Genomic DNA, 19,882 nt, shown 5'->3' with positions numbered 1-19,882 from the left:
AGTAAGGAAAAAAAATGCAACTTAATAAAGTTCTTAAAGGGCTACTGATTGCGCTACCAGTACTTGCAGTAACTGCATGTAGTTCAAGCGATGAAGCGACAAATGCTTCTGGTACTCAAACTAACCAGTCTACTTCAGGTTCAGCAAACAGCGTTGATACAACTGTAGTTTCTCCAATTGATGCGAATGGCCAACTCTCTGAACAAGAGCTAAAGGAACAAGCTCTTCGTGAAACTCAAACCATTTATTTCGCATTTGATAACGCGACAATTGCTGGTGATTACGAAGATATGCTTGCTGCACACGCAGCTTACCTAAGCAAAAATTCAGCAATGAAAGTTACCATCGAAGGCCATGCTGACGAACGTGGTACGCCTGAATATAACATCGCGTTAGGTGAGCGTCGTGCACAAGCTGTAGCGAAATATCTACAAGCGCTAGGTGTACAAGCTGACCAAATCTCGATCGTTAGCTATGGCGAAGAGAAGCCACTTCTTCTTGGTCAATCTGAAGAAGTGTATGCGAAGAACCGCCGCGCGGTTCTCGTATACTAATCGAGGAATCGCCTCATGTTCAGTAACTTAAAGCGAATTGTAACGCTTACGTTACTGGCAAGTGCAGCGGGTCAAGTACTCGCTGCACCAGCTCCAGTATCCGATCTTAGCAATAGCTCTTCAGCAAGCACATCTCGTGCTCAACAATCATCATCTGAATCTAATGTACAACGTCTTGAACGTCTGCTTGAAAACCGTAATAGCGTTCAACTCAAAATGCAGCAGCAGCTCGATGATATGGCACTTGAAATCAGCGAACTACGTGGCCAGTTAGAGCGTAATAGCTACGATATGCAGCAAATGTTGCAGCGTCAGCGTGAACTCTTTATCGAGTTAGATCGCGTACGTGGCGAAATGAAGAATACAACCGCAAGTTCGTCACAGCCGACAACGGACACTGATATTGCAGGAACGTTTAGCAGCAATGTTGATGAACAAACTGCCTATCAGAATGCGGTTGATTTGATCCTGAAGAAAAGGGATTACAGTGGTGCTATTGCAGCGTTTCAACAGTTTCAAAAAGATTATCCAGATTCTAATTTTGCGTCTAATGCCCATTATTGGTTAGGGCAGCTCTATTTTGCAAAAAAGCAGGATAAAGAAGCGACGCAAAGTTTTGCCGCCGTGCTCACTTACAGTGACTCCAATAAACGTGCTGATGCGCTGGTTAAGTTAGGTGATATTGCCAAGCGCAATAATAATACTGCGCAAGCAAATAAGTATTATCAGCAAGTTGTGGATGAATACCCTACAAGTGCGTCTGCCAAGGTTGCTAAAGAGAATTTGAATTGATAACAATTTGAGTTAATAAAAAGAGGCCTTGTGGCCTCTTTCTTCGACGGCACTATTTTATGAATCGCTTTTGATCCTTCGTTAGGTGCGGTGTACAATGCTCGGATTCTTGGAAGTTGCGTAGAGCAAGAGCAATGAACCACATATTAGATACGATTGAAACTATTTATCCATTTCCGCCAAAGCCCATTCCACTGACGGTTGAGCAAAAACAAGCCTATACAGCAAGTATCAAACAACTCTTAAAAGAAAAAGATGCTGTATTAATTGCGCATTACTATACCGATCCTGAAATTCAAGCTCTCGCTGAAGAAACCGGCGGTTTTGTTGGTGATTCATTAGAGATGGCCAAGTTTGGTAATCGCCATCCTACCAGTACATTGATCATCGCTGGTGTGCGATTTATGGGTGAATCAGCAAAAATCTTAACCCCTGAAAAACGCATTTTAATGCCAACCTTAAAAGCAGAATGCTCCTTGGATCTAGGGTGTCCTGCCGATAAATTCACAGAATTTTGTGATGCACACCCAGATCATACCGTTGTTGTGTATGCAAACACATCGGCGGCGGTCAAAGCTCGTGCCGATTGGGTGGTTACATCGAGCATTGCACTTGATATTGTTGAGCACTTAGATGCGGAAGATAAACCCATAATTTGGGGGCCAGATCGCCATTTAGGCTCATACATCGAGAAAAAAACGGGTGCAAAGATGTTGCTCTGGCAAGGTGAATGCGTAGTTCACGACGAGTTCTCAGCCGATGCATTGCGTAAGATGAAAGCACTGTATCCTGATGCAGCCATCCTTGTGCATCCAGAATCACCAGCCAGTGTGGTAGAACTTGCGGATGCTGTAGGCTCTACAAGCCAGTTGATTAAGGCAGCAAAATCCTTACCTCAACAGAAAATGATTGTGGCGACCGATAAAGGCATCTTTTTTAAGATGCAGCAGTTAGTCCCTGAGAAAGAATTGATTGAAGCACCGACGGCAGGGGCAGGGGCAACATGCCGAAGCTGCGCACATTGTCCTTGGATGGCGATGAATGGTCTTCGAGCGATTGAGTCAGCTCTTATGGAAGGCGGTAAAGATCACGAAATTTTCGTCGATGAAGCCGTGAGAGTGAAATCACTCATCCCATTAAACCGTATGTTGGATTTTGCTGAACAGTTAAATTTGCAAGTCAAAGGGAATGCCTAATTCCTTTCGGTGGTAGTGGATGAAAAAAGGCTCTTATTCAGAGCCTTTTTTATCGCAAGCAAATTGATTTGAAATTAACGTTATTCGAAAATAAAACTATTCAAAAACAAAGTTATTGCTCTAGTGCCAACTGAGCGCCGCGCTGCGTTAAGCCACACAACATCACCGGTATGGCCTGATAGATTTCTTCAAACTGGTCGAGTCCTTGCATACCTTGTTGGGAAAGTGTTGCTAAGGACGTCTCCGGATCATAAAGCATACTCAGCGAAAGGAGCACGCCCCCAAGTAGCGCATTATCTTGGCTATCTTCAGGCATTAACGTTTCCCAATCATCACGCGTAAGTTGCCAACCTTGAAGAAAACCTTCACAAAAATCACGGACATGTTCAGTCACTATTTCTTGTTCATCGAGTGAGCAACCTGCAGGCCAGCTCCATTGATTTTCGAGCAAAGCAGGGCGATAGTCATTCCACATTTCAACGATCAGTTGGAAATAGGTTTCTAGCTGTTTGCCTTCGCTAAATGGCGCGATCTCTTCTCCCCCCCATAGAAAAGGGAGCCATTCCTCTGGCGGGAGCAAGTTAGGCGCTGACGCCATGGATGCGACAAAACCTTGAGTTTTGGCCTCATTAAGCAATTTATCTTCTAGTTCGGGTTGGGTAAGGAGTTCTTGTAAATTCACAGCAGATCCCATCAGTTGCCGAGTGTATTTGCAGCCATTTTAACGTTAAAGCGATACAATGTGCGAATTTTGCTGATAATTTGTTGGCTTTAGTGAGGTTTTACAACAATCAACATATTGCTCGCTAAGATTATTCACTATAATTTGCACAAAAGAAAAAATTGAAAGGATTTATGAGAGCACCTATTTCATTGAAGAAGAAGAGCATTATCGCCCTTTCTTTTTATCTCTGCTTTTTTATTGCGATCACAGGTACCGTCACTTATTGGATTGTCGAAGCGCCACTACGAGCTGAATTAAAACAGAATTTAGATCTTCGTGCAGAAGTGTTATCAGCCCAAATTCGCGAACCTCTCAACCGTTCTATTGGTGTGCTCCAAAGCATTGTCAGCCTTGGGCAAGCTGCAACTAACCAAGCTGAGCAAGACAGAATGCTCTCTTCGCTGTTCACTATACTTGATGATGTTGTCGTCAGTGGTGGGCTATGGCCGAAACCCTACAGTATTAATGCATCTCAGCGATACAGTAGCCTGTTTTATAATCGGGCCGCTGACGGTCAAGTCGACAAATTGCATTCTTGGAACAATCAAGAAGCGCATGGTTACGATAACGAAGAGTGGTACAACGCAGTAAAAGAGAAGCCTGTCGGTAGTGTGGTATGGTCAGAAGTCTATGTTGATGCCTATACGCACGTTCAGATGATCACGGCTTCATCGCCCTATTACGTTAACGGTGAATTTGCTGGAGTAGCAACAATCGATCTGTCATTGGCGGGGTTAGCCACATTTATTGCCAGTCAAGCGGAGCTTTATAACCTTGGCGTATCCTTAAGTGATTCGGGGGGCTCCCTGATCACTGAACATAATTTTATAATACGTGAAGAAGCTAACGTAAGTCATTTCGGTTTTGGTGATTTTGAATGGCGAGTTGATGTTATTAATGCCCATCGGTTAGTGAATGACGAAGTGTTTGATCTGGTGATGAATGTCGAACGGAGTATCATTCCAATCCTTTTAGTGTGCGTTATGATCGGTTATTACTTGATCAATCAATATGTGATCAAACCGATTACCATGATTGCCAAAAAAGTGAGTGATTCTAAACAAGGCGGTATTATTGATATGCCGTATCGAAGCCAAGATGAGATCCGCCAGCTTATCGATTCATTTAACCAAAAAACCGTTTATCTTGAAGCGGAAAAAGTGAAAGCTCAAGCTTCCACTCAAGCCAAAAGTGCCTTCTTAGCAACCCTGTCACACGAAATCAGAACTCCAATGAATGGTGTTTTAGGAACCGCGCAAATCTTATTGAAAACAGAGCTTTCCCCAGAACAGAGGCAACACCTTAATAGTCTGTATGAGTCTGGCGAGCACATGATGGTGCTGCTTAACGAAATTCTCGATTTCTCCAAGATTGAACAAGGGCGATTAGAACTTGATAACACCCGTTTCCCCTTGGATTCACTGATTGGTAGTATTAACAGTGTTTACCATACCTTATGCAATGAAAAAGGACTGCAGTTTAGGATTTACAGCGATATTGTTCACGATCGCTGGTATTACTCAGATAAAGCACGATTGAGACAGATTCTGTTTAATTTACTGAATAATGCGGTCAAGTTTACCTCTCACGGCTTTGTCGAAGTGACTCTAAAAGAGCAGCAGATGGAAGATAAACGGTATCTTTCTATTCGGATACGGGATTCGGGGATAGGTATAGCAAAAGAGGCTCAGGAAAAAATATTCCGCCCATTTGAACAAGCTGAATCATCGACGACAAGGCGTTTTGGTGGAACGGGGTTGGGCTTAGCGATTGTAAAACAAATTGTAGAGCTAATGGATGGGACAGTCACGGTAACCAGTGAGTTAGGAATTGGTACCAGTTTTCACGTTATGCTGGCGATAGAAACAACGACGCCCGGGACCATTGAAGTCAAGCCACGTCGCAAGCTTAATTACCAAGGACTGAAAGCTCTCATTGTGGAAGATAACCGGACCAACTCTATCATCATCGAAACCTTTATGAAGAATAAAGGGTTTACATGCGATTGTGTTGAGAATGGTGAATTGGCAATTCAAGCGGTTGTTGGCGGGAATTATGACCTGATATTGATGGATAACCATATGCCCGTAATGGATGGCGTAGAAGCGGTGTCTGCGATTCGGATCTTAGTTGGGGAGCAACGTAATGTGCTCATTTTTGGTTGTACTGCTGATGTTTTCAAAGAAACTCGTGAGCGAATGTTGTCGGCCGGCGCTGATTATATTGTCACCAAACCCATTGATGACAATGAATTAGATGATGCTCTTTTCCAATTTGTCGAAAAACTGTATCAATATCATCCAGAGTCCTCTATGCCGCTAAAGATAGGCTCAGCAGAGGAATCATTGGTGACGTTTTATATGGCCGTGGAAGATCAAAACATAGAACTTGCATTAGCCATGATTCAACGTTTGGTACAACAGTTGCCGGAGATTGAAAATACTCATATTCATCAAGTGTTAATCGATACCCAAACAAGCTTAGAAAAACACCAGTTACCTACACAACAGCAAGTCGATTTGCTAACGGTGTTGCTTTCCGATTTTTGTAATTAAATAACCATTTTGAGATTTAGTAAGAATGCGTTGTAACAGGAATTTAAACAATAGCGTTAGATTCTAGTTTCCGATTCAAAATTGGTTATAAATTTACCTAAGCTGATTAAAATTGGTCACTAAATCTACAAAATATGTGTTCTAATTCCCTCATTATCTAGCTTGTTGTTATTTTCTAGGTATCTGTATTGCTGATTGGCATATTTAATAGTTATATCTATTGTGTAGAGGGAAGTAATGAAAGCTCGTGGCCCATTTTGTATTCGTCATGCTGCGGCGGACACATTTGCAATGGTTGTTTTTTGTTTTATATCAGGCATGATCATTGAAATTTTCATCTCTGGAATGACCTTCGAACAGTCGCTAGCATCACGTACACTGTCTATCCCAGTTAATATCGCAATAGCATGGCCTTATGGCGTATTTCGTGACTTTATTCTGCGCCAGGGACGTCAATGGTCTGAGACTGGCTTAATGAAGAATGTCTCGGATTTGGTTGCTTACGTTCTATTTCAATCTCCGGTCTATGCCGCCATTCTATGGGCTGTAGGCGCATCTACAGAGCAGATCATAACCGCAGTATCAAGTAATGCTATTGTGTCGTGTGGAATGGGCGTTCTCTATGGCTATTTTTTAGATATGTGCCGCCGTTGGTTCCGTGTCCCTGGTTATCATCGTAGCGCCTAACCGTTACACTCACTGAAGAAAGGCTTGTATTGAATTTGATCAAATAAGTCAATAAGTAGTCAAACGAACCAAAGTGGTGGGCTTTTTTATTATTTTGGCTTGACCTAATCCCATAGAATCATTAAATTAGCGCCTCGTTAGCCAAATGCGCTAACCACAATATAATTTGGTGAGTTGTCCGAGTGGCTTAAGGAGCACGCCTGGAAAGTGTGTATACGGCAACGTATCGAGAGTTCGAATCTCTTGCTCACCGCCATATTCTAAACCGTAGACGATTGTCTACGGTTTTTTTGTGCGTAAAATACCATGCTAACTCAAGCTTAACTCACTGTTTAATCTAAACAATCTCAATGCATCCCCTGCTAACGGTTATTAAATAGCCATTCACTCAAAAATAATTCCAATTAAGAGCTAAACTGTTGTATATAAAATAATTTCACTTATTGGCTATGGTTACGAAAAAGCACAAAGCTCAGACCTTTCATAAAGTTGCAGTGGCTATTGTTGTATTGGTAGTCACTATTGCTATTTTTAATAGGCAACTTGGTCATTTTTATGATGCTAGCCGTGTTGAAGAGCGTAAAGCAGTAAGAATAGCGGTTTCGCAAACGCCACTCTCTTCCTCCTTTATTATTGCCGAAAGTTTGGTTTTTTTTGAACAACAAGGGGTGAATGTCGAACTAGTGCCCTGTTCTGGAGGTGTGGCCTGTTCTCAAGCTTTGTTTAGTGGGAATGTAGACTATGCGACTGCCTCTGAGTCGGTGGTTATGTTTAAGCTTTTCCAGCGTAATGATTTTGCACTATTAACCAGTTTTGTTGAGTCAGATAACGATTTAAAGCTGCTCACGTTAGAGCGATTAGGCATTGTTAACCTGAGTGACTTGGAAGGTAAAAAAGTAGGCATCGTTAAGGCGAGTGCCAGTGAGTTTTACTTTGATTCATTGTTGATTGCCAGTGACCTGAAAGAGATGGCTGTTGAAAAAGTCTATTTACCACCAGAAGCGCTAAATGACTCATTATTCTCCTCACAAGTTGATGCTATTTCTGTTTGGGAACCTTACGGTTATAAAACTGAAACCTCTGCACCATCCGATGTATTGAACCTTGGGCTATCTGGTATTTATCATTTGTCGTTTAATTTACTTTCGATGAAAGCAACCGTCGAAGAGGCGCATGACGAGATAGTGGCAATATTACGCGCATTAAAAGAGGCTAATGAATGGATTAACCTCAATCCTGAACAATCGAGAGAGGTGATTGCACAGGCCTTAAATATTCCGTTACCCCAACTCGAGTGGTCTTGGAATGATTATGTATTTCGTTTGTCGTTAGGTAATGCACTTTTATCTAACTTACAGCTTCAAGCAAGATGGGCGATTGAGGCTGGTATGGTTACGGGCGACAAGCCGGATTTTCGGACAGTGCTTGCTTCCAAGCCGATCGAGGAAGTGCTACGTACTAAGGTATCGATAAAATGATCAGTTCGATTGTACGTAAATTGACATTATTGTTCGCATCCACGGCATTTCTAATCCTTTTGATCACTTTTTCTCTGTGGGGCTTACTTAAAGAACAAGAGCAAACAAAAAAAGATCTAGAAGATATTATGCAGATCCAATTGAGTGTGGATTTGTTGCGTAGCCAACTTTGGATTTTCCTGCAGTATTCTGATGTATCAAGTTTGGACCAGGTTGATATTGCTCAGCAAAGCCTCTCCAAGAGACTGCTTAATCATAAGATGATGGGCAAACATATCGAAAACTTACAACGCATGAATACTAGCCTTGCCGTCTTACTGCAACAAGAAAAAAAGCTTACTCATCAAGATGCTGAAGCAAAAAGCAACTCTTTAATCAGCGCGAAAGGGCTGTTACATTCACGTTACAATATGCTCGTGCAAAATATGACTGAAGAGTTGTTTTACTTACAAAAATCAGTCTTAGCAAAAAGCATTGAGAGTCAACAAATGACCTTGATGGTGAGTGCACTGAAAATATTATTTTTTTCAATCTTAGTGAGTGGCATTGCCTGGTTGATTTTGAAACGTTTCAAAAGGGGGTTTGCGTCAATTAAACAAGGTATCCTAGCTTTGACGTATGGTGACCTTGAAAGCAAGATTGAACCAGTTAATCTGGATATTGAATTTGTAGCTTTGGCTGACTTTTTTAACCATATGAAGGTCTCACTAAAAACGACAACCGTGACAAAAGATGAATTGCAATTAGAGGTTGAGCGACAAACCTCAGAGTTAAAAATTCAAAAAGATCAGCTTCAGTTTCTATCTGAACATGATTCGTTGACGGGGCTACTTAATCGGCGAGCGTTTGAAAAATTGTTGGATAACGCCATCGTAAAAGCCAACAGGACTAAGGTGAAGTTCGCGCTGCTCTTCATTGATTTGGACAATTTCAAAACCATCAACGACACTCAAGGCCACTGCGCGGGAGATGAAATTTTAAAGCAAATCGCGATTCGCTTAGAGGCCAGTATCCGCCAATCTGATTTTTCGGCAAGGCTTGGAGGCGATGAATTTGTAGTGTGCCTCGATCTGATTGATGAGTACGATTTTGTCGCAGAGAAAGTCAAACAAATTATCAAATGCTTAGGGCTGCCCATTGAGTTTGAAGGGCAAAGCCTAACCGTTGGTGTTAGTGTCGGTATCAGCTATTTCCCCTTACAAACCAATAGTATGCACCATTTAATGGCCTTGGCTGATGAGGCGATGTATCAAGCGAAAGAGGTGGTGGGTAACACTTATTGTCAAAACATTGATCCCCTAAGGGGAGTTTTTACAGTGGAAGACGTGGTGAGTTAACACCATTTTTCTGTATAGGGAGTGGCCGTGTCGAGCTTGATGCATGAGTAGATAGTCGCAATCCCTGAATAATACCGTTTATCAATTGAACCTGACTCAGTTTCCTTTTACCCTGTTCTCTCCCCCCTTATTTATCGCTAGGAGCATCGTCATGCAGCTTCGTGATCCTCAACTTTTTAAACAACAATGTTATCTCAATGGTCAATGGGTTTGTGCATCCAACTCGCTCACCTCAACCGTTTACAACCCTTATGACGGCACTCTGATTGGAACGGTTCCGCAGCTAGTTAGTGCGCAAGTTCAACAAGCGATTGAGGGTGCAGAGCTTGCGCAGAAACTGTGGAAAAAACAGCCAGCGGCGGACAAAGCGAGAGTGCTTAGAGCTTGGTATGAATTGATTGTTGAACACAGCGATGATCTGGCACTGATTTTAACCAACGAGCAAGGCAAACCTTTAGCGGAAGCGAAAGGCGAGATCAGCTATGCTGCCAGCTTTGTCGAATGGTATGCCGAAGAGGCAAAACGAGCTTATGGTGAGCTTGTTCCGAGTCATAAAGCGGATGCAAGAATACTGGTATCGAAAGAACCTATTGGTGTGGTTGCTGCGATCACGCCTTGGAATTTCCCTGCGGCTATGGTGACTCGTAAATGTGCTCCAGCGATTGCGGCTGGGTGCGCAGTGGTACTCAAACCAGCACCAGATACGCCTTTTACTGCTCTTGCTTTGGCGGAATTGGCGCATCGTGCTGGGCTTCCCGCTGGCTTATTGCAAGTGGTGACCGGAGAGGCAATCGCAATCGGGCAGCAATTAACCAGCAGCAAAGTGGTACGCAAACTCTCATTTACTGGCTCAACAGGAGTGGGGAAAATATTAATGGCACAGTGCGCGCACAACATTAAAAAGTTGTCGCTCGAGCTGGGTGGTAATGCCCCTTTTATTGTGTTTGATGATGCCGACATTAATGCCGCCGTAGAGGGTGTGATGGTGGCGAAGTTTCGTAACGCTGGTCAAACTTGTGTCTGTGCCAATCGAATCTATGTGCAAGAGGGCGTGTACGATAAATTTGTTAAAAAATTGGTTGATAAAGTCAGCAAGCTGATTGTGGGAAATGGGTTGGAATCGGGCGTAACAATGGGGCCTTTAATCAATGATGCGGCGGTGGCTAAAGTCAAATTACATATTGCGGATGCCACCGCGCAAGGCGCTTTAGTGCAATATGGCACTCTGCCTCAAGCCGGTAGCCGTTTGTTTGAGCCTCACGTATTAACTGAGATGACAGAAGAGATGTTGGTGGCTCAAGAAGAAACCTTTGGCCCACTTGCACCTTTGTTCCGTTTCTCTCACGAAGAGGAAGTGATTGAACGTGCAAACCACACGGATTCTGGATTAGCTGCATACTGCTATACGCAGTCATTGGCTCGGGCTTGGCGATTGAGTGAGACACTGGAAGTCGGCATTGTTGGTATTAACGAAGGTTTGATATCAACTACAGTCGCACCGTTTGGTGGCATCAAAGAGTCAGGTCTTGGCCGCGAGGGAGCAAAGCAGGGGTTAGACGAATATTTGGAAGTGAAATACACCCTAATGGGAGGCTTAAACTAATCCTCCTCTCACTATTTTTGTTGAGTCAGTAACACCCATCTTAAGGGGCCATTGGTTTCAAAATCATTGGCCTCTTGGCAGATCATATACAGCTCACCGACTTGAATCACTGCACCGATAGAATAAGCTTGGTCCTTATAATAGCAAACACGTTGCAAAGCTTTACCTTCTGTAGCCACCACAACCGGTAGCGAAGCGGTATTGATTACTTTCGTGTAGCCAAAGCTAGGAGCAATCAATAATAACCAAACACAGCACTTCAGCATGGTGTATCTCCTATTTATAGTGAGGTAGTTAATCAAATTGCCGCTGATAGCGGGGCAGCATACTTTCATTGCCCAGTAACCCACCTTGATGAATATAAATCACCGTTTTTTCTGGATGAGCTTCCATCCAAGGTAACAAACATTGCCACATCATAGGGTCATACAACAGATCAAATTCCACATGAGTCTGCTCAAGTAGATTTTGCCACATCCGATAATCGGCTTCGTACAATCGTCCAAAGTGATGCTTTTTCTCTGTAGATATAATCGTAGGGTACTGGCGCTCTTCAAGCTCGTCAAATTGTTGGATGAGGTAGTCATTTCCCCCTACACAAGCACAGGTCAGAACCTCAATGTCGTGCGGTTTTAGATATTTTTGCAGGTAGATCGCAGTGGTTCCTGTCCCGGAGGGCAACGCAACGACGAATTGCGTTTTTGTCTCCATCCTCATCCAGTTGAGAATTTCTAGAGCCAACTGCTTAATGCCCGTTTCGGCCATCTTTGAGCGACCGCCTTCCGGTACGACTAAGCATGAAGCATCAGGCTGGCGGATCGTATCAATATACTGCTCGGGGGCCATTATATTGATGGGGCTAACTTCGATGATGTGCGCTCCTAAATCCAGTGCACCACGATAGTTGCCAATCGGCCTTTGTTGTAACCACGTTGGAATGTGGTCTACATAAAACTCAAATTTCCACCCTTTAATGCGCGCAAGAGCTGCCAGAGAATAGAGAGCATTCGATTGCGCCGAACCATAGCTGATTAAAGTGTTGATGCCGGGGAGATCGCTATCCAATAACGCCATGAACTTACGCGCTTTATTTCCGGAAAAATGGCTGTGAAGTTGATCATCACGTTTTAAATAGAAGCGGTTATTGGCAAAAGTATGTTGAGTTATGGGGGTGTCAGACAGTTTCATGATGATTTTCGAGCAGAAAAGGGCCGTAGTATATACTGACCTGAGTAAAAATTGCAGTGTTGGCCGATTTTATCGCTCGTCAGTTACTGCTTTGCCTCTCATGTGGCAAAAAAAAAGCCCAGAGCAAAAGGCGCTGGGCGGATACAAATAAACATAGGAGTTAATAAGAAAAAGCAGCATATCGGTAGTTACAGTAAGAAGAAAAATTTGACGGCCTGTAAAATTCTTAATGCTCTGCTAACTACACTTATTGAGACTGAGCATTTCACAATCAGTTCCATCTCAAAGCCATTTTTTTCAATTTATTTTTAAAATATTTATCTTTCATTAGCTTACTTCTATTTTACTCTTCAGCTCCGATCATTTCGTAAAAATGTGATGTTAATTGCTTGTTAATCAATTGTGTCGATAGTATATTTCAAACACCTGTTTGATACGAGTGATTGAAATGGCACCAAGAAGTAGTACCAAAGAAAAAATCCTAGATGTTGCAGAGGGATTGTTTGCTGAACATGGCTTCAACGATACATCGTTACGAGCTATCACCAGCAAAGCTGGAGTAAATCTAGCCTCGGTTAACTACCATTTTGGTGATAAGAAAACGTTAGTGCGTGCAGTGTTGAATCGTTATTTAGAAGCATTTATGCCTGCCGTTCAACAAGCGCTGCAGGAGTTAAACTCCCAAGATGAATATCAAATGTCGGAAGTGTTTGAGTCATTGCGTACACCATTACGTGCGTTGAATGATGTTAGGCCCAACGGTACCAGCCGTTTTATGTTGTTGATTGGTCGCGGCTATACCGATGTGCAAGGTCATTTGCGTTGGTTTATCACCACACGCTACAGCGATGTATTGTCACTGTTTACTCAGTCAGTGATGAAGGCGAATCCAAAACTGACGCCTGAAACTCTATTCTGGCGTTTGCACTTCACGTTAGGCACGTGTGTTTTTACCATGGCGTCGAGCCAAGCATTGGCTGAGATTGCCGAAAGTGATTTTGGCAACCAAGTGGATGCCAAAGCCGTCGTCGACTTACTTATTCCTTATTTAGCCGCCGGCGTTGCGGCTGATTAACCCAATTAAATCTATTATAAGAAGTAACAATCCAAGCGAACAAAAGGATCTGATCATGAGCTCTCTACGAAGAAAATGGATAAGCGACCCCGCCTTTAAACTGTTTAAGCAAGTTTTGCCTCCGTTATCGGAGACAGAAAAAGAGGCGATGGAAGCGGGCAGCGTTTGGTGGGATGGTGAACTGTTTTCAGGTCGTCCAGACTTTACCAAGCTGCATCATTACCCAAAACCAACCTTGTCAGATGAAGAGCAATCTTTCATTGATAATGAATTGGAAACGCTGCTGTCTATGTTAGATGACCATAAAATCGTGAAAGAAGATCGCGACTTGCCAGCGGAAGTGTGGACGTTTCTGCGTAAAGAGCGTTTCTTCTCTTTGATTATTTCAAAGGCCTACGGTGGTCGTGAATTTTCCGCACTCGCCAATTCCACCATAGTGTCACGGATTGCGACGCGCAGTATCAGTACCGCTGTTACAGTGATGGTGCCAAACTCGCTTGGCCCGGGAGAGCTTCTCTCTCACTACGGTACACAACAACAGAAAGACTACTGGCTTCCTCGCTTAGCTGACGGTACGGATATCCCTTGTTTTGCGCTGACCGGGCCAGAAGCAGGCTCCGATGCTGGCGGCATTCCTGATCAAGGCGTGGTGTGTTACGGCAAGCACGAGGGCAAAGAAGTCCTTGGGATTAAACTCAGTTGGAATAAGCGTTATATCACGCTTGCTCCGGTTGCAACTGTGCTAGGCCTAGCTTTCAAACTCAGTGATCCTGAAAAACTTCTAGGCGATAAGCTCGATATCGGTATTACCTGCGCGCTGATCCCTGCTAATCACAAAGGCGTGGAAATTGGCGAACGACACGATCCACTCGGCCTTGCGTTTATGAATGGCCCAACGCGTGGTCAAGATGTTTTCATCCCGATGGATTGGCTCATCGGTGGTGCTGACTATGCGGGTAAAGGCTGGCGCATGCTGGTGGAATGTTTGTCGGCAGGGCGTGGTATTTCATTACCCGCACTTGGTACGGCGATTGGTCACTTAACTTCGCGCACGACAGGTGCATACGCTTATGTGCGCAAGCAATTTGGCATGTCGATTGGTAAATTTGAAGGGGTAGCTGAAGCACTGGGCCGTATCGGTGGCTTAACTTATTTGCTTGAAGCGACACGAACCTTAACCACAACCTCGCTCGATTTGAAAGAAAAGCCGGGCATAGTGACTGCCATTGCCAAATATCATATGACAGAAATTGCGCGCACAATTTTAAATGATTCGATGGATATTCACTCTGGTCGAGCGATTCAAGATGGGCCAATGAACTACCTCGGAACACATTATCTCGGTATCCCGGTCGCAATAACGGTTGAAGGGGCCAATATCCTAACTCGCAATTTGATGATCTTTGGCCAAGGTGCCACTCGTTGTCACCCTTATGTTTTGAAAGAGATGGAAGCGGCGGCTAATCCTGATACAGAGCAAGGCGCGAAAGATTTCGATAAGCTGTTGTTTAAGCACATTAGCCACGCGACCAAAAATACCTTTGGGGCGCTCGGTGCTGCATTAACGGGTTCGCGCTTTGTCAAAGCGCAGATGAGCGGCCCAACAAAAGCGTATTACCAACAGTTAACGCGCATTAGCCGAGCACTTGCCGTGAGTGCCGATTTCGCTATGTTGACGTTAGGTGGTGATCTTAAACGTAAAGAGATGATTTCCGCGCGTTTAGGTGATGGTTTGAGTTATCTGTACATGGCTTCAGCGACCTTGAAAAAGTATGAAGATGAAGGCCGCCAACAAACCGATTTAGATTACGTGCACTACGCGGTGCAATATTGTTTGTACCACGCGGCTAAATCTTTGCAAGAGGCGTACAGCAACTTCCCCAACAAAGTGGTTGGGCGCTTACTTAAAGTGTTGGTCTTCCCTTTGGGCAACCATTATGACAAACCTAGCGATGAGCTGTCGGTCAAACTGGCGGAAAGCTTAATGACTCCTGGAGCACATCGAGATCGTCTCACTCATCTTTGCTACATTGGGCCAGAGGAAGACGATAGCGTTGGCTTGATGGAAAAAGCGTTTTTGGCGATGTACGGTATCAGTGCACTTGAGCGCAAGCTGTTCCGCGCAGCCAAAGAGGGTAAAATTGCGCGTAAAGGTGCTCTGACTGAGCGATTAGCTCAAGCCTTAAGCGAAAATGTGTTGACTCAAACTGAAGTAGACCAAATTTTGGCCGCAGACAAACTGCGTTATAAAGCGATTCAAGTTGATCACTTTAGCCATGACTTGAGCGAGGTGATGACCAATAAGCCGGGAAAGCCAAAGCTTAATCATGTCGCCTAGTCGCGAATATCGTCACTAAAAGTGTGACCATATATCAGGGCATCCTAGTCGGGTGCCCTGATTTTTTGAGCCACGAGAGATCCAACCACTTGCAATTTCTGCCTGTTTTTAAAGAAATAGGGTGAGATCTTCGAGCGAAACTTTTATCCTAGCGGAGATTTTTGAAGGAAGTTGAATATGATCATCAAACCTAAAATTCGTGGATTTATCTGTACGACAACGCACCCTGTGGGTTGTGAAGCTAATGTAAAAGAACAAATTGCTTACACCAAAGCACAAGGCCCTATCAAAAATGCACCGAAACGTGTACTTGTTGTAGGCTCATCCAGTGGCTACGGCCTTTCGTCTCGTATTACCGCCGCTTTTGGTGGAGGTGCTGCGACCATCGGTGTTTTCTTTGAAAAACCGGGCACGGATAAAAAACCAGGCACCGCCGGTTTTTATAACGCAGCCGCGTTTGACAAGCTTGCTCACGAGGCGGGTTTGTATGCTAAAAGCCTAAATGGTGATGCATTTTCTCACCAAGCAAAACAGAAAGCGATCGAGCTAATCAAACAAGACTTAGGTCAAATTGATATGGTGGTTTACTCGCTTGCTTCACCAGTGCGTAAGTTACCTGAAACTGGCGAACTGATTCGCTCATCATTAAAACCGATTGGCCAAACATACACCGCGACAGCGGTTGATACCAATAAAGACATCATCATTGAAGCCAGTGTTGAACCTGCAACTGAGCAGGAAATTGCAGACACGGTAACGGTTATGGGCGGTCAAGATTGGGAGCTATGGATCCATGCACTTGCTGAAGCTGGCGTATTGGCCCAAGGGTGTAAAACCGTGGCTTATAGCTATATCGGTACTGAGCTAACTTGGCCAATCTATTGGGATGGTGCGCTAGGTAAAGCGAAGATGGATTTAGACCGCGCCGCATCGGCACTGAATGAACAGCTTTCTGTATTAGGCGGTACGGCTAATGTGGCCGTTCTTAAATCGGTTGTTACTCAAGCCAGTTCAGCTATTCCTGTTATGCCTCTTTACATCGCAATGGTGTTTAAGAAAATGCGTGAGCAAGGTGTACATGAAGGATGTATTGAACAGATCTATCGCATGTTTAGCCAACGTCTTTATAAAGAAGACGGTAGTGCGCCGGAAGTAGATGAGCAAAATCGTCTGCGTCTGGATGACTGGGAACTGCGTGAAGATATTCAAAAGCATTGCCGTGAGCTTTGGCCACAGATCACTACTGAAAACCTAAAAGAGCTGACGGATTACGTTGAATACAAAGAAGAATTCTTGAAGTTATTCGGTTTTGGTGTTGATGGCGTTGATTACGAAGCCGATGTCTATACTGAAGTGGCATTCGATGTAATTGATATCTAATCTATTGGTGTCACAGTGACACAATAAGATGTTCTAATCTCAAAGGTCTAGCCACAGTGCTAGGCCTTTGCCGTTATGGAGGGTAATACAGCATTATTCACCCTCAACAGCATTTTCTCGATCAATGAAACGGTTGCTGTTTCCCTGCAACAAAAAATACATCACAGTGGTGCTCGGCCGCTAATTGCTTGAGTAGGTGTTGGTTGATAGGCTCAATAGTATTTGACGCGATTATCGCACTGGCATTTCCGGAGCGGATAGCTTTAATCACAATCTCTAATTCCGATAACGTTTGAGAGGGTTTCATGTGGATCACTCTGTCGCAATGTATATTGAAAGAAGCAAACTGTTCATACTGTGGTCGAGGACATTCAGAGGTGAATAAGATCCACTGCTGTTGGTGCTGGGATAGCTTAGCAAGCTTTGACATCATGGCTTGTTCAATCGTATTGACTGAGCGATGGGCATTAGCCAAAGGGTACTGAGCTGATAGTTGAGAAGCGAAATTTACTTGAAGCATAATACTGTCCTTTCATACATGCTGTATGTGTATACAGTATTTGAGTTGTAGATACTGATCAAGTTTTTTTTGCTGAATTTATCAGCATAACCAAGCTTGAATTCGTTAGATTTTGTTTTAATTATTGATTAATAACTATTTTTAGCAAACAATCAAATTGTTCAAAGATAAAGCGCTGTTGTCTGTTTTGTGATCAATGTAAGTATCCTAGTAACAGTGTCTCGTCACTAATTAGATAAGTTATCATAGTCGCTGAAATGGGTGTGCTTTAAAAATAGGCAGTAAAAAAGCGCCGTGTTGGCGCTTTTTCATGTATAGCTATTGATGCCTAATGTGACAGTGACTGTCGATCTCGAAATGCTTGCTCTGCAATATTAAACTGCCTGACATCCATGCGCGCAAACTCATTGCAACTTTCACATGAGTGGTGCGATTTCCCATCAATATATTCGTGTTTTATTAATAGCTTTGGTTGTTTACACCAATCGCAAATACCTTCAATCGTAAACATGTTTTCTCCCCACCTAGAAGATTTAGGTGTAATTTTCGCGGCGCATTATCCCATATAAAAGAGAATTAAGTTAACTATTTGTTACTTTAAGTGAGATGGAGATCGATTGCGTTGTCTATCTTTAGCGAGTGTTTTAATCGCGAGCGGTAATATTTCGCATTAAAAATAACATTTACTTAACGTGAGGCAGGATGATTTTTAACGCACCATTGAGTCGTTTCATTTCGTCTTGTGAGCCTTGAAGATCTGGGTGGTATATTTTGCACAGTTGCTTGTAGCGAAGCTTGATGCTTTTTTCATCGGGAAGTTCACTGGGTTTAAAGCCAAATAATGCACAGGCTAATAGTAATTTTTGATCCTGAGATTGAGCCACATGATTGTTTTGCAGTCTTTTGATCTCTTTGAATAAGCTTTCAAGCTGCCTTTTTTGCTGTTTGATCATAAAGGCCTGCGATTCGATTTCTTGCTGGTGTTGACTATTTTTATCGTGTTGTTGAGTCTTACGTTTTCGGCTCCAGAAGCGGAAAAGATAGATAAGCATCAAAAGGAGTAACATCAGCAACAACAGAGATAAGTAATCCGTCATGATAGAGCTTGTCGAGTCGTGCTCAACGGGTGCAGTGCTGACCACCATGTCAGCTTCATCGCTGCTGTCAAAAGCGCTGTCTAATTGGCTGATGGAGGAGACTTGTTTTGCACGTTGTTGATTGAATTTTTCTTGCAATACACGGGCATAACCCTCTTCGGCTTGGCTACTCTTACTTGCCGCAATGCGATACCACATTTCTGACAATTCTAACGCAGAGGGTGGCGAAGGGAGTGTTTCGTAAGTTCTAGCGAGTTGTAATTGAGCATTCACATCGCCGCTAGTGGCTAAGTCTGTCAGCCAAAATAGAGCTTGAGGGATGTCTTTTGGGGTTCCTTGTCCCTTTAAATAGAGATTGGCTAGCCTAGATTTGGCTAAGGGGTGTCCATTCTGCGCCGCTTGCTGAAACCAATAAAACGCATTGTTTAGGTTAACAGCAACTTTGTCCCCTTGCTGATAAGCCAGCGCCAATTGATATTGTGCATTTGAGTTTTGTTGCTGAGCTTGGGCAGTTAGCTCGGCAACAGGAGAAGCCAGTACTAATGAGGAGAAAAACAGGCACAAACTAAGGACAACTCTCAAATTTTCACCATGTTTTGTGGGGCTAATTTCTGTTCAAATAGTAGCGCATTTCTATCGAATGCACAGAGCAGAATAGCGCATTAATGGTTATCTAAGACGTTTTGGAGCAGGTGCGCCATCAATCGGTCGGTTTACAGATACTTTACGGCCTTTTTTTAACCCAGTTTCGTAATCCGCGGTAATATTTTTCATAGCATCACGCAGCTGCTGCTTGAAGGTTTCACGGTCAATATTTTGAAACTCTTTATCAATGTAATTATTGATTTTGTTATTGGATTCATCATCGGCGGTGATCACTGGAAGTTTTTCTAATGCCCCTTCAATCCAACCCGAAACGAACGAATTGACGCGCCGTGTGACTTCCATGCTGGAAGTGCCACTACCCGCGAAACTATTTCGAAATTGGCCTGTGTGCTCGTTCATTTCTCGGTAAATGATATCAAAAGCGAATGCGGCAAAAATAGCGCGATCGGCCTCACCAATAAACTCAACACGTTTGAGTCCTTTATGATTGAGTAGCACCGCTTCTACACCAAACTTAGTATTGATACCGCGGATCACTCGCAGTAGTGATGAGGTGATCGATGCGGGTAGTAAATGGGTTGATTGGGTTTTGCCCATCTTGATAAATTCGATGTCATCTTTATCAAGCCCATACTTCAGCATCAGGCTATGCGCCATCTTGATGGCATTGGCCGCTTCATTCACATTCGCGGAATTACCAAGTTCAAGACATTTAGCGATCTTCTTTAGAGCTTTCTGTTTATCCATTAATT

At 43.5% G+C, this 19,882-nt stretch carries 18 protein-coding genes and 1 tRNA gene; 12 read left to right on the top strand and 7 right to left on the bottom strand.

The genetic code is table 11. The annotated features are described in order from the left end of the window. Nucleotides 1–14 precede the first annotated feature (14 nt). From pal to nadA, 3 genes are all read left to right on the top strand, one after another. Nucleotides 15–554, top strand: coding sequence for a peptidoglycan-associated lipoprotein Pal (gene pal / locus EXZ60_RS03765; protein ID WP_013856577.1), 540 nt, complete (start codon nt 15–17; stop codon nt 552–554). Nucleotides 555–569: 15 nt separating this feature from the next. Next, a complete protein-coding gene (gene ybgF, locus EXZ60_RS03760; RefSeq protein WP_019280925.1) occupies nt 570–1,346 on the top strand; it encodes a tol-pal system protein YbgF in 777 nt (258 codons plus the stop codon). Between the two features lie 134 nt (nt 1,347–1,480). After that, the gene (gene nadA / locus EXZ60_RS03755) at nt 1,481–2,542 is read left to right on the top strand and encodes a quinolinate synthase NadA (protein ID WP_194566934.1); all 1,062 of its coding nucleotides are present in this window, start codon (nt 1,481–1,483) and stop codon (nt 2,540–2,542) included. 112 nt (nt 2,543–2,654) lie between these two features. Here the strand turns inward: nadA and EXZ60_RS03750 are convergent, their stop codons facing one another. Continuing rightward, on the bottom strand, nt 2,655–3,236 hold the full coding sequence (locus tag EXZ60_RS03750; RefSeq protein ID WP_013856580.1) for a UPF0149 family protein: 582 nt from the start codon (nt 3,234–3,236) through the stop codon (nt 2,655–2,657). Nucleotides 3,237–3,385: 149 nt separating this feature from the next. Here EXZ60_RS03750 and EXZ60_RS03745 point away from each other — a divergent pair, with 149 nt between their 5' ends. The 6 genes from EXZ60_RS03745 to EXZ60_RS03720 all read left to right on the top strand — a co-directional run bounded on the left by EXZ60_RS03745 (nt 3,386) and on the right by EXZ60_RS03720 (nt 10,926). Next, complete coding sequence (locus EXZ60_RS03745; RefSeq protein ID WP_277435299.1) at nt 3,386–5,821, top strand: hybrid sensor histidine kinase/response regulator; 2,436 nt, start codon at nt 3,386–3,388, stop codon at nt 5,819–5,821. Between the two features lie 237 nt (nt 5,822–6,058). Continuing rightward, the gene (locus EXZ60_RS03740) at nt 6,059–6,508 is read left to right on the top strand and encodes an L-alanine exporter AlaE (protein WP_017042265.1); all 450 of its coding nucleotides are present in this window, start codon (nt 6,059–6,061) and stop codon (nt 6,506–6,508) included. A 168-nt stretch (nt 6,509–6,676) separates the two neighbouring features. Continuing rightward, a tRNA-Ser gene (locus EXZ60_RS03735) sits at nt 6,677–6,764 on the top strand. 187 nt (nt 6,765–6,951) lie between these two features. After that, on the top strand, nt 6,952–7,986 hold the full coding sequence (locus EXZ60_RS03730) for an ABC transporter substrate-binding protein (protein WP_277435298.1): 1,035 nt from the start codon (nt 6,952–6,954) through the stop codon (nt 7,984–7,986). After that, complete coding sequence (locus tag EXZ60_RS03725; protein WP_277435297.1) at nt 7,983–9,323, top strand: diguanylate cyclase; 1,341 nt, start codon at nt 7,983–7,985, stop codon at nt 9,321–9,323. Before EXZ60_RS03730 ends, EXZ60_RS03725 begins: the two co-directional genes overlap by 4 nt. Before the next feature lie 85 nt (nt 9,324–9,408). Continuing rightward, nucleotides 9,409–10,926, top strand: coding sequence for an NAD-dependent succinate-semialdehyde dehydrogenase (locus tag EXZ60_RS03720; RefSeq protein ID WP_277435296.1), 1,518 nt, complete (start codon nt 9,409–9,411; stop codon nt 10,924–10,926). Nucleotides 10,927–10,937: 11 nt separating this feature from the next. Here the strand turns inward: EXZ60_RS03720 and EXZ60_RS03715 are convergent, their stop codons facing one another. Then, nucleotides 10,938–11,192: a YnjH family protein gene (locus EXZ60_RS03715; RefSeq protein WP_258429263.1), complete on the bottom strand. Its 255-nt coding sequence runs from the start codon at nt 11,190–11,192 to the stop codon at nt 10,938–10,940. Between the two features lie 28 nt (nt 11,193–11,220). Further along, entirely contained in the window at nt 11,221–12,114 is an 894-nt protein-coding gene (locus EXZ60_RS03710; RefSeq protein WP_088732599.1) for a pyridoxal-phosphate dependent enzyme, read from the bottom strand. Between the two features lie 448 nt (nt 12,115–12,562). Between EXZ60_RS03710 and EXZ60_RS03705 the strand changes: the two genes are divergently transcribed. The 3 genes from EXZ60_RS03705 to fabV all read left to right on the top strand — a co-directional run bounded on the left by EXZ60_RS03705 (nt 12,563) and on the right by fabV (nt 16,907). After that, nucleotides 12,563–13,189, top strand: a complete 627-nt coding sequence (locus tag EXZ60_RS03705; RefSeq protein WP_010319039.1) for a TetR/AcrR family transcriptional regulator — start codon at nt 12,563–12,565, stop codon at nt 13,187–13,189. 55 nt (nt 13,190–13,244) lie between these two features. Next, nucleotides 13,245–15,527, top strand: coding sequence for an acyl-CoA dehydrogenase (locus EXZ60_RS03700; protein WP_026028135.1), 2,283 nt, complete (start codon nt 13,245–13,247; stop codon nt 15,525–15,527). Between the two features lie 177 nt (nt 15,528–15,704). Continuing rightward, nucleotides 15,705–16,907, top strand: a complete 1,203-nt coding sequence (gene fabV / locus EXZ60_RS03695; RefSeq protein WP_088728932.1) for an enoyl-ACP reductase FabV — start codon at nt 15,705–15,707, stop codon at nt 16,905–16,907. A 121-nt stretch (nt 16,908–17,028) separates the two neighbouring features. Here the strand turns inward: fabV and EXZ60_RS03690 are convergent, their stop codons facing one another. The 4 genes from EXZ60_RS03690 to EXZ60_RS03675 form a co-directional block, all read right to left on the bottom strand. Beyond that, entirely contained in the window at nt 17,029–17,427 is a 399-nt protein-coding gene (locus EXZ60_RS03690; RefSeq protein WP_017045220.1) for a hypothetical protein, read from the bottom strand. 328 nt (nt 17,428–17,755) lie between these two features. Further along, nucleotides 17,756–17,938, bottom strand: a complete 183-nt coding sequence (locus EXZ60_RS03685; RefSeq protein ID WP_010319035.1) for a hypothetical protein — start codon at nt 17,936–17,938, stop codon at nt 17,756–17,758. A 172-nt stretch (nt 17,939–18,110) separates the two neighbouring features. After that, nucleotides 18,111–19,088 carry a J domain-containing protein gene (locus EXZ60_RS03680; RefSeq protein ID WP_019283307.1) on the bottom strand — a complete coding sequence of 326 codons (978 nt, stop codon included), beginning with the start codon at nt 19,086–19,088 and terminating at the stop codon, nt 18,111–18,113. Nucleotides 19,089–19,193: 105 nt separating this feature from the next. Continuing rightward, nucleotides 19,194–19,877 (bottom strand): DUF2786 domain-containing protein, encoded by a 684-nt coding sequence (locus EXZ60_RS03675; protein ID WP_017042255.1) that lies wholly within the window; start codon nt 19,875–19,877, stop codon nt 19,194–19,196. Nucleotides 19,878–19,882: the final 5 nt, after the last annotated feature.

Source organism: Vibrio sp. 1151_11, assembly GCF_029478525.1.
Taxonomy (GTDB): Bacteria; Pseudomonadota; Gammaproteobacteria; order Enterobacterales; family Vibrionaceae; genus Vibrio; species Vibrio anguillarum.
The sequence above is the reverse complement of the archived record's forward strand: the minus strand, read 5'-3'. Positions and strand labels throughout refer to the sequence as shown.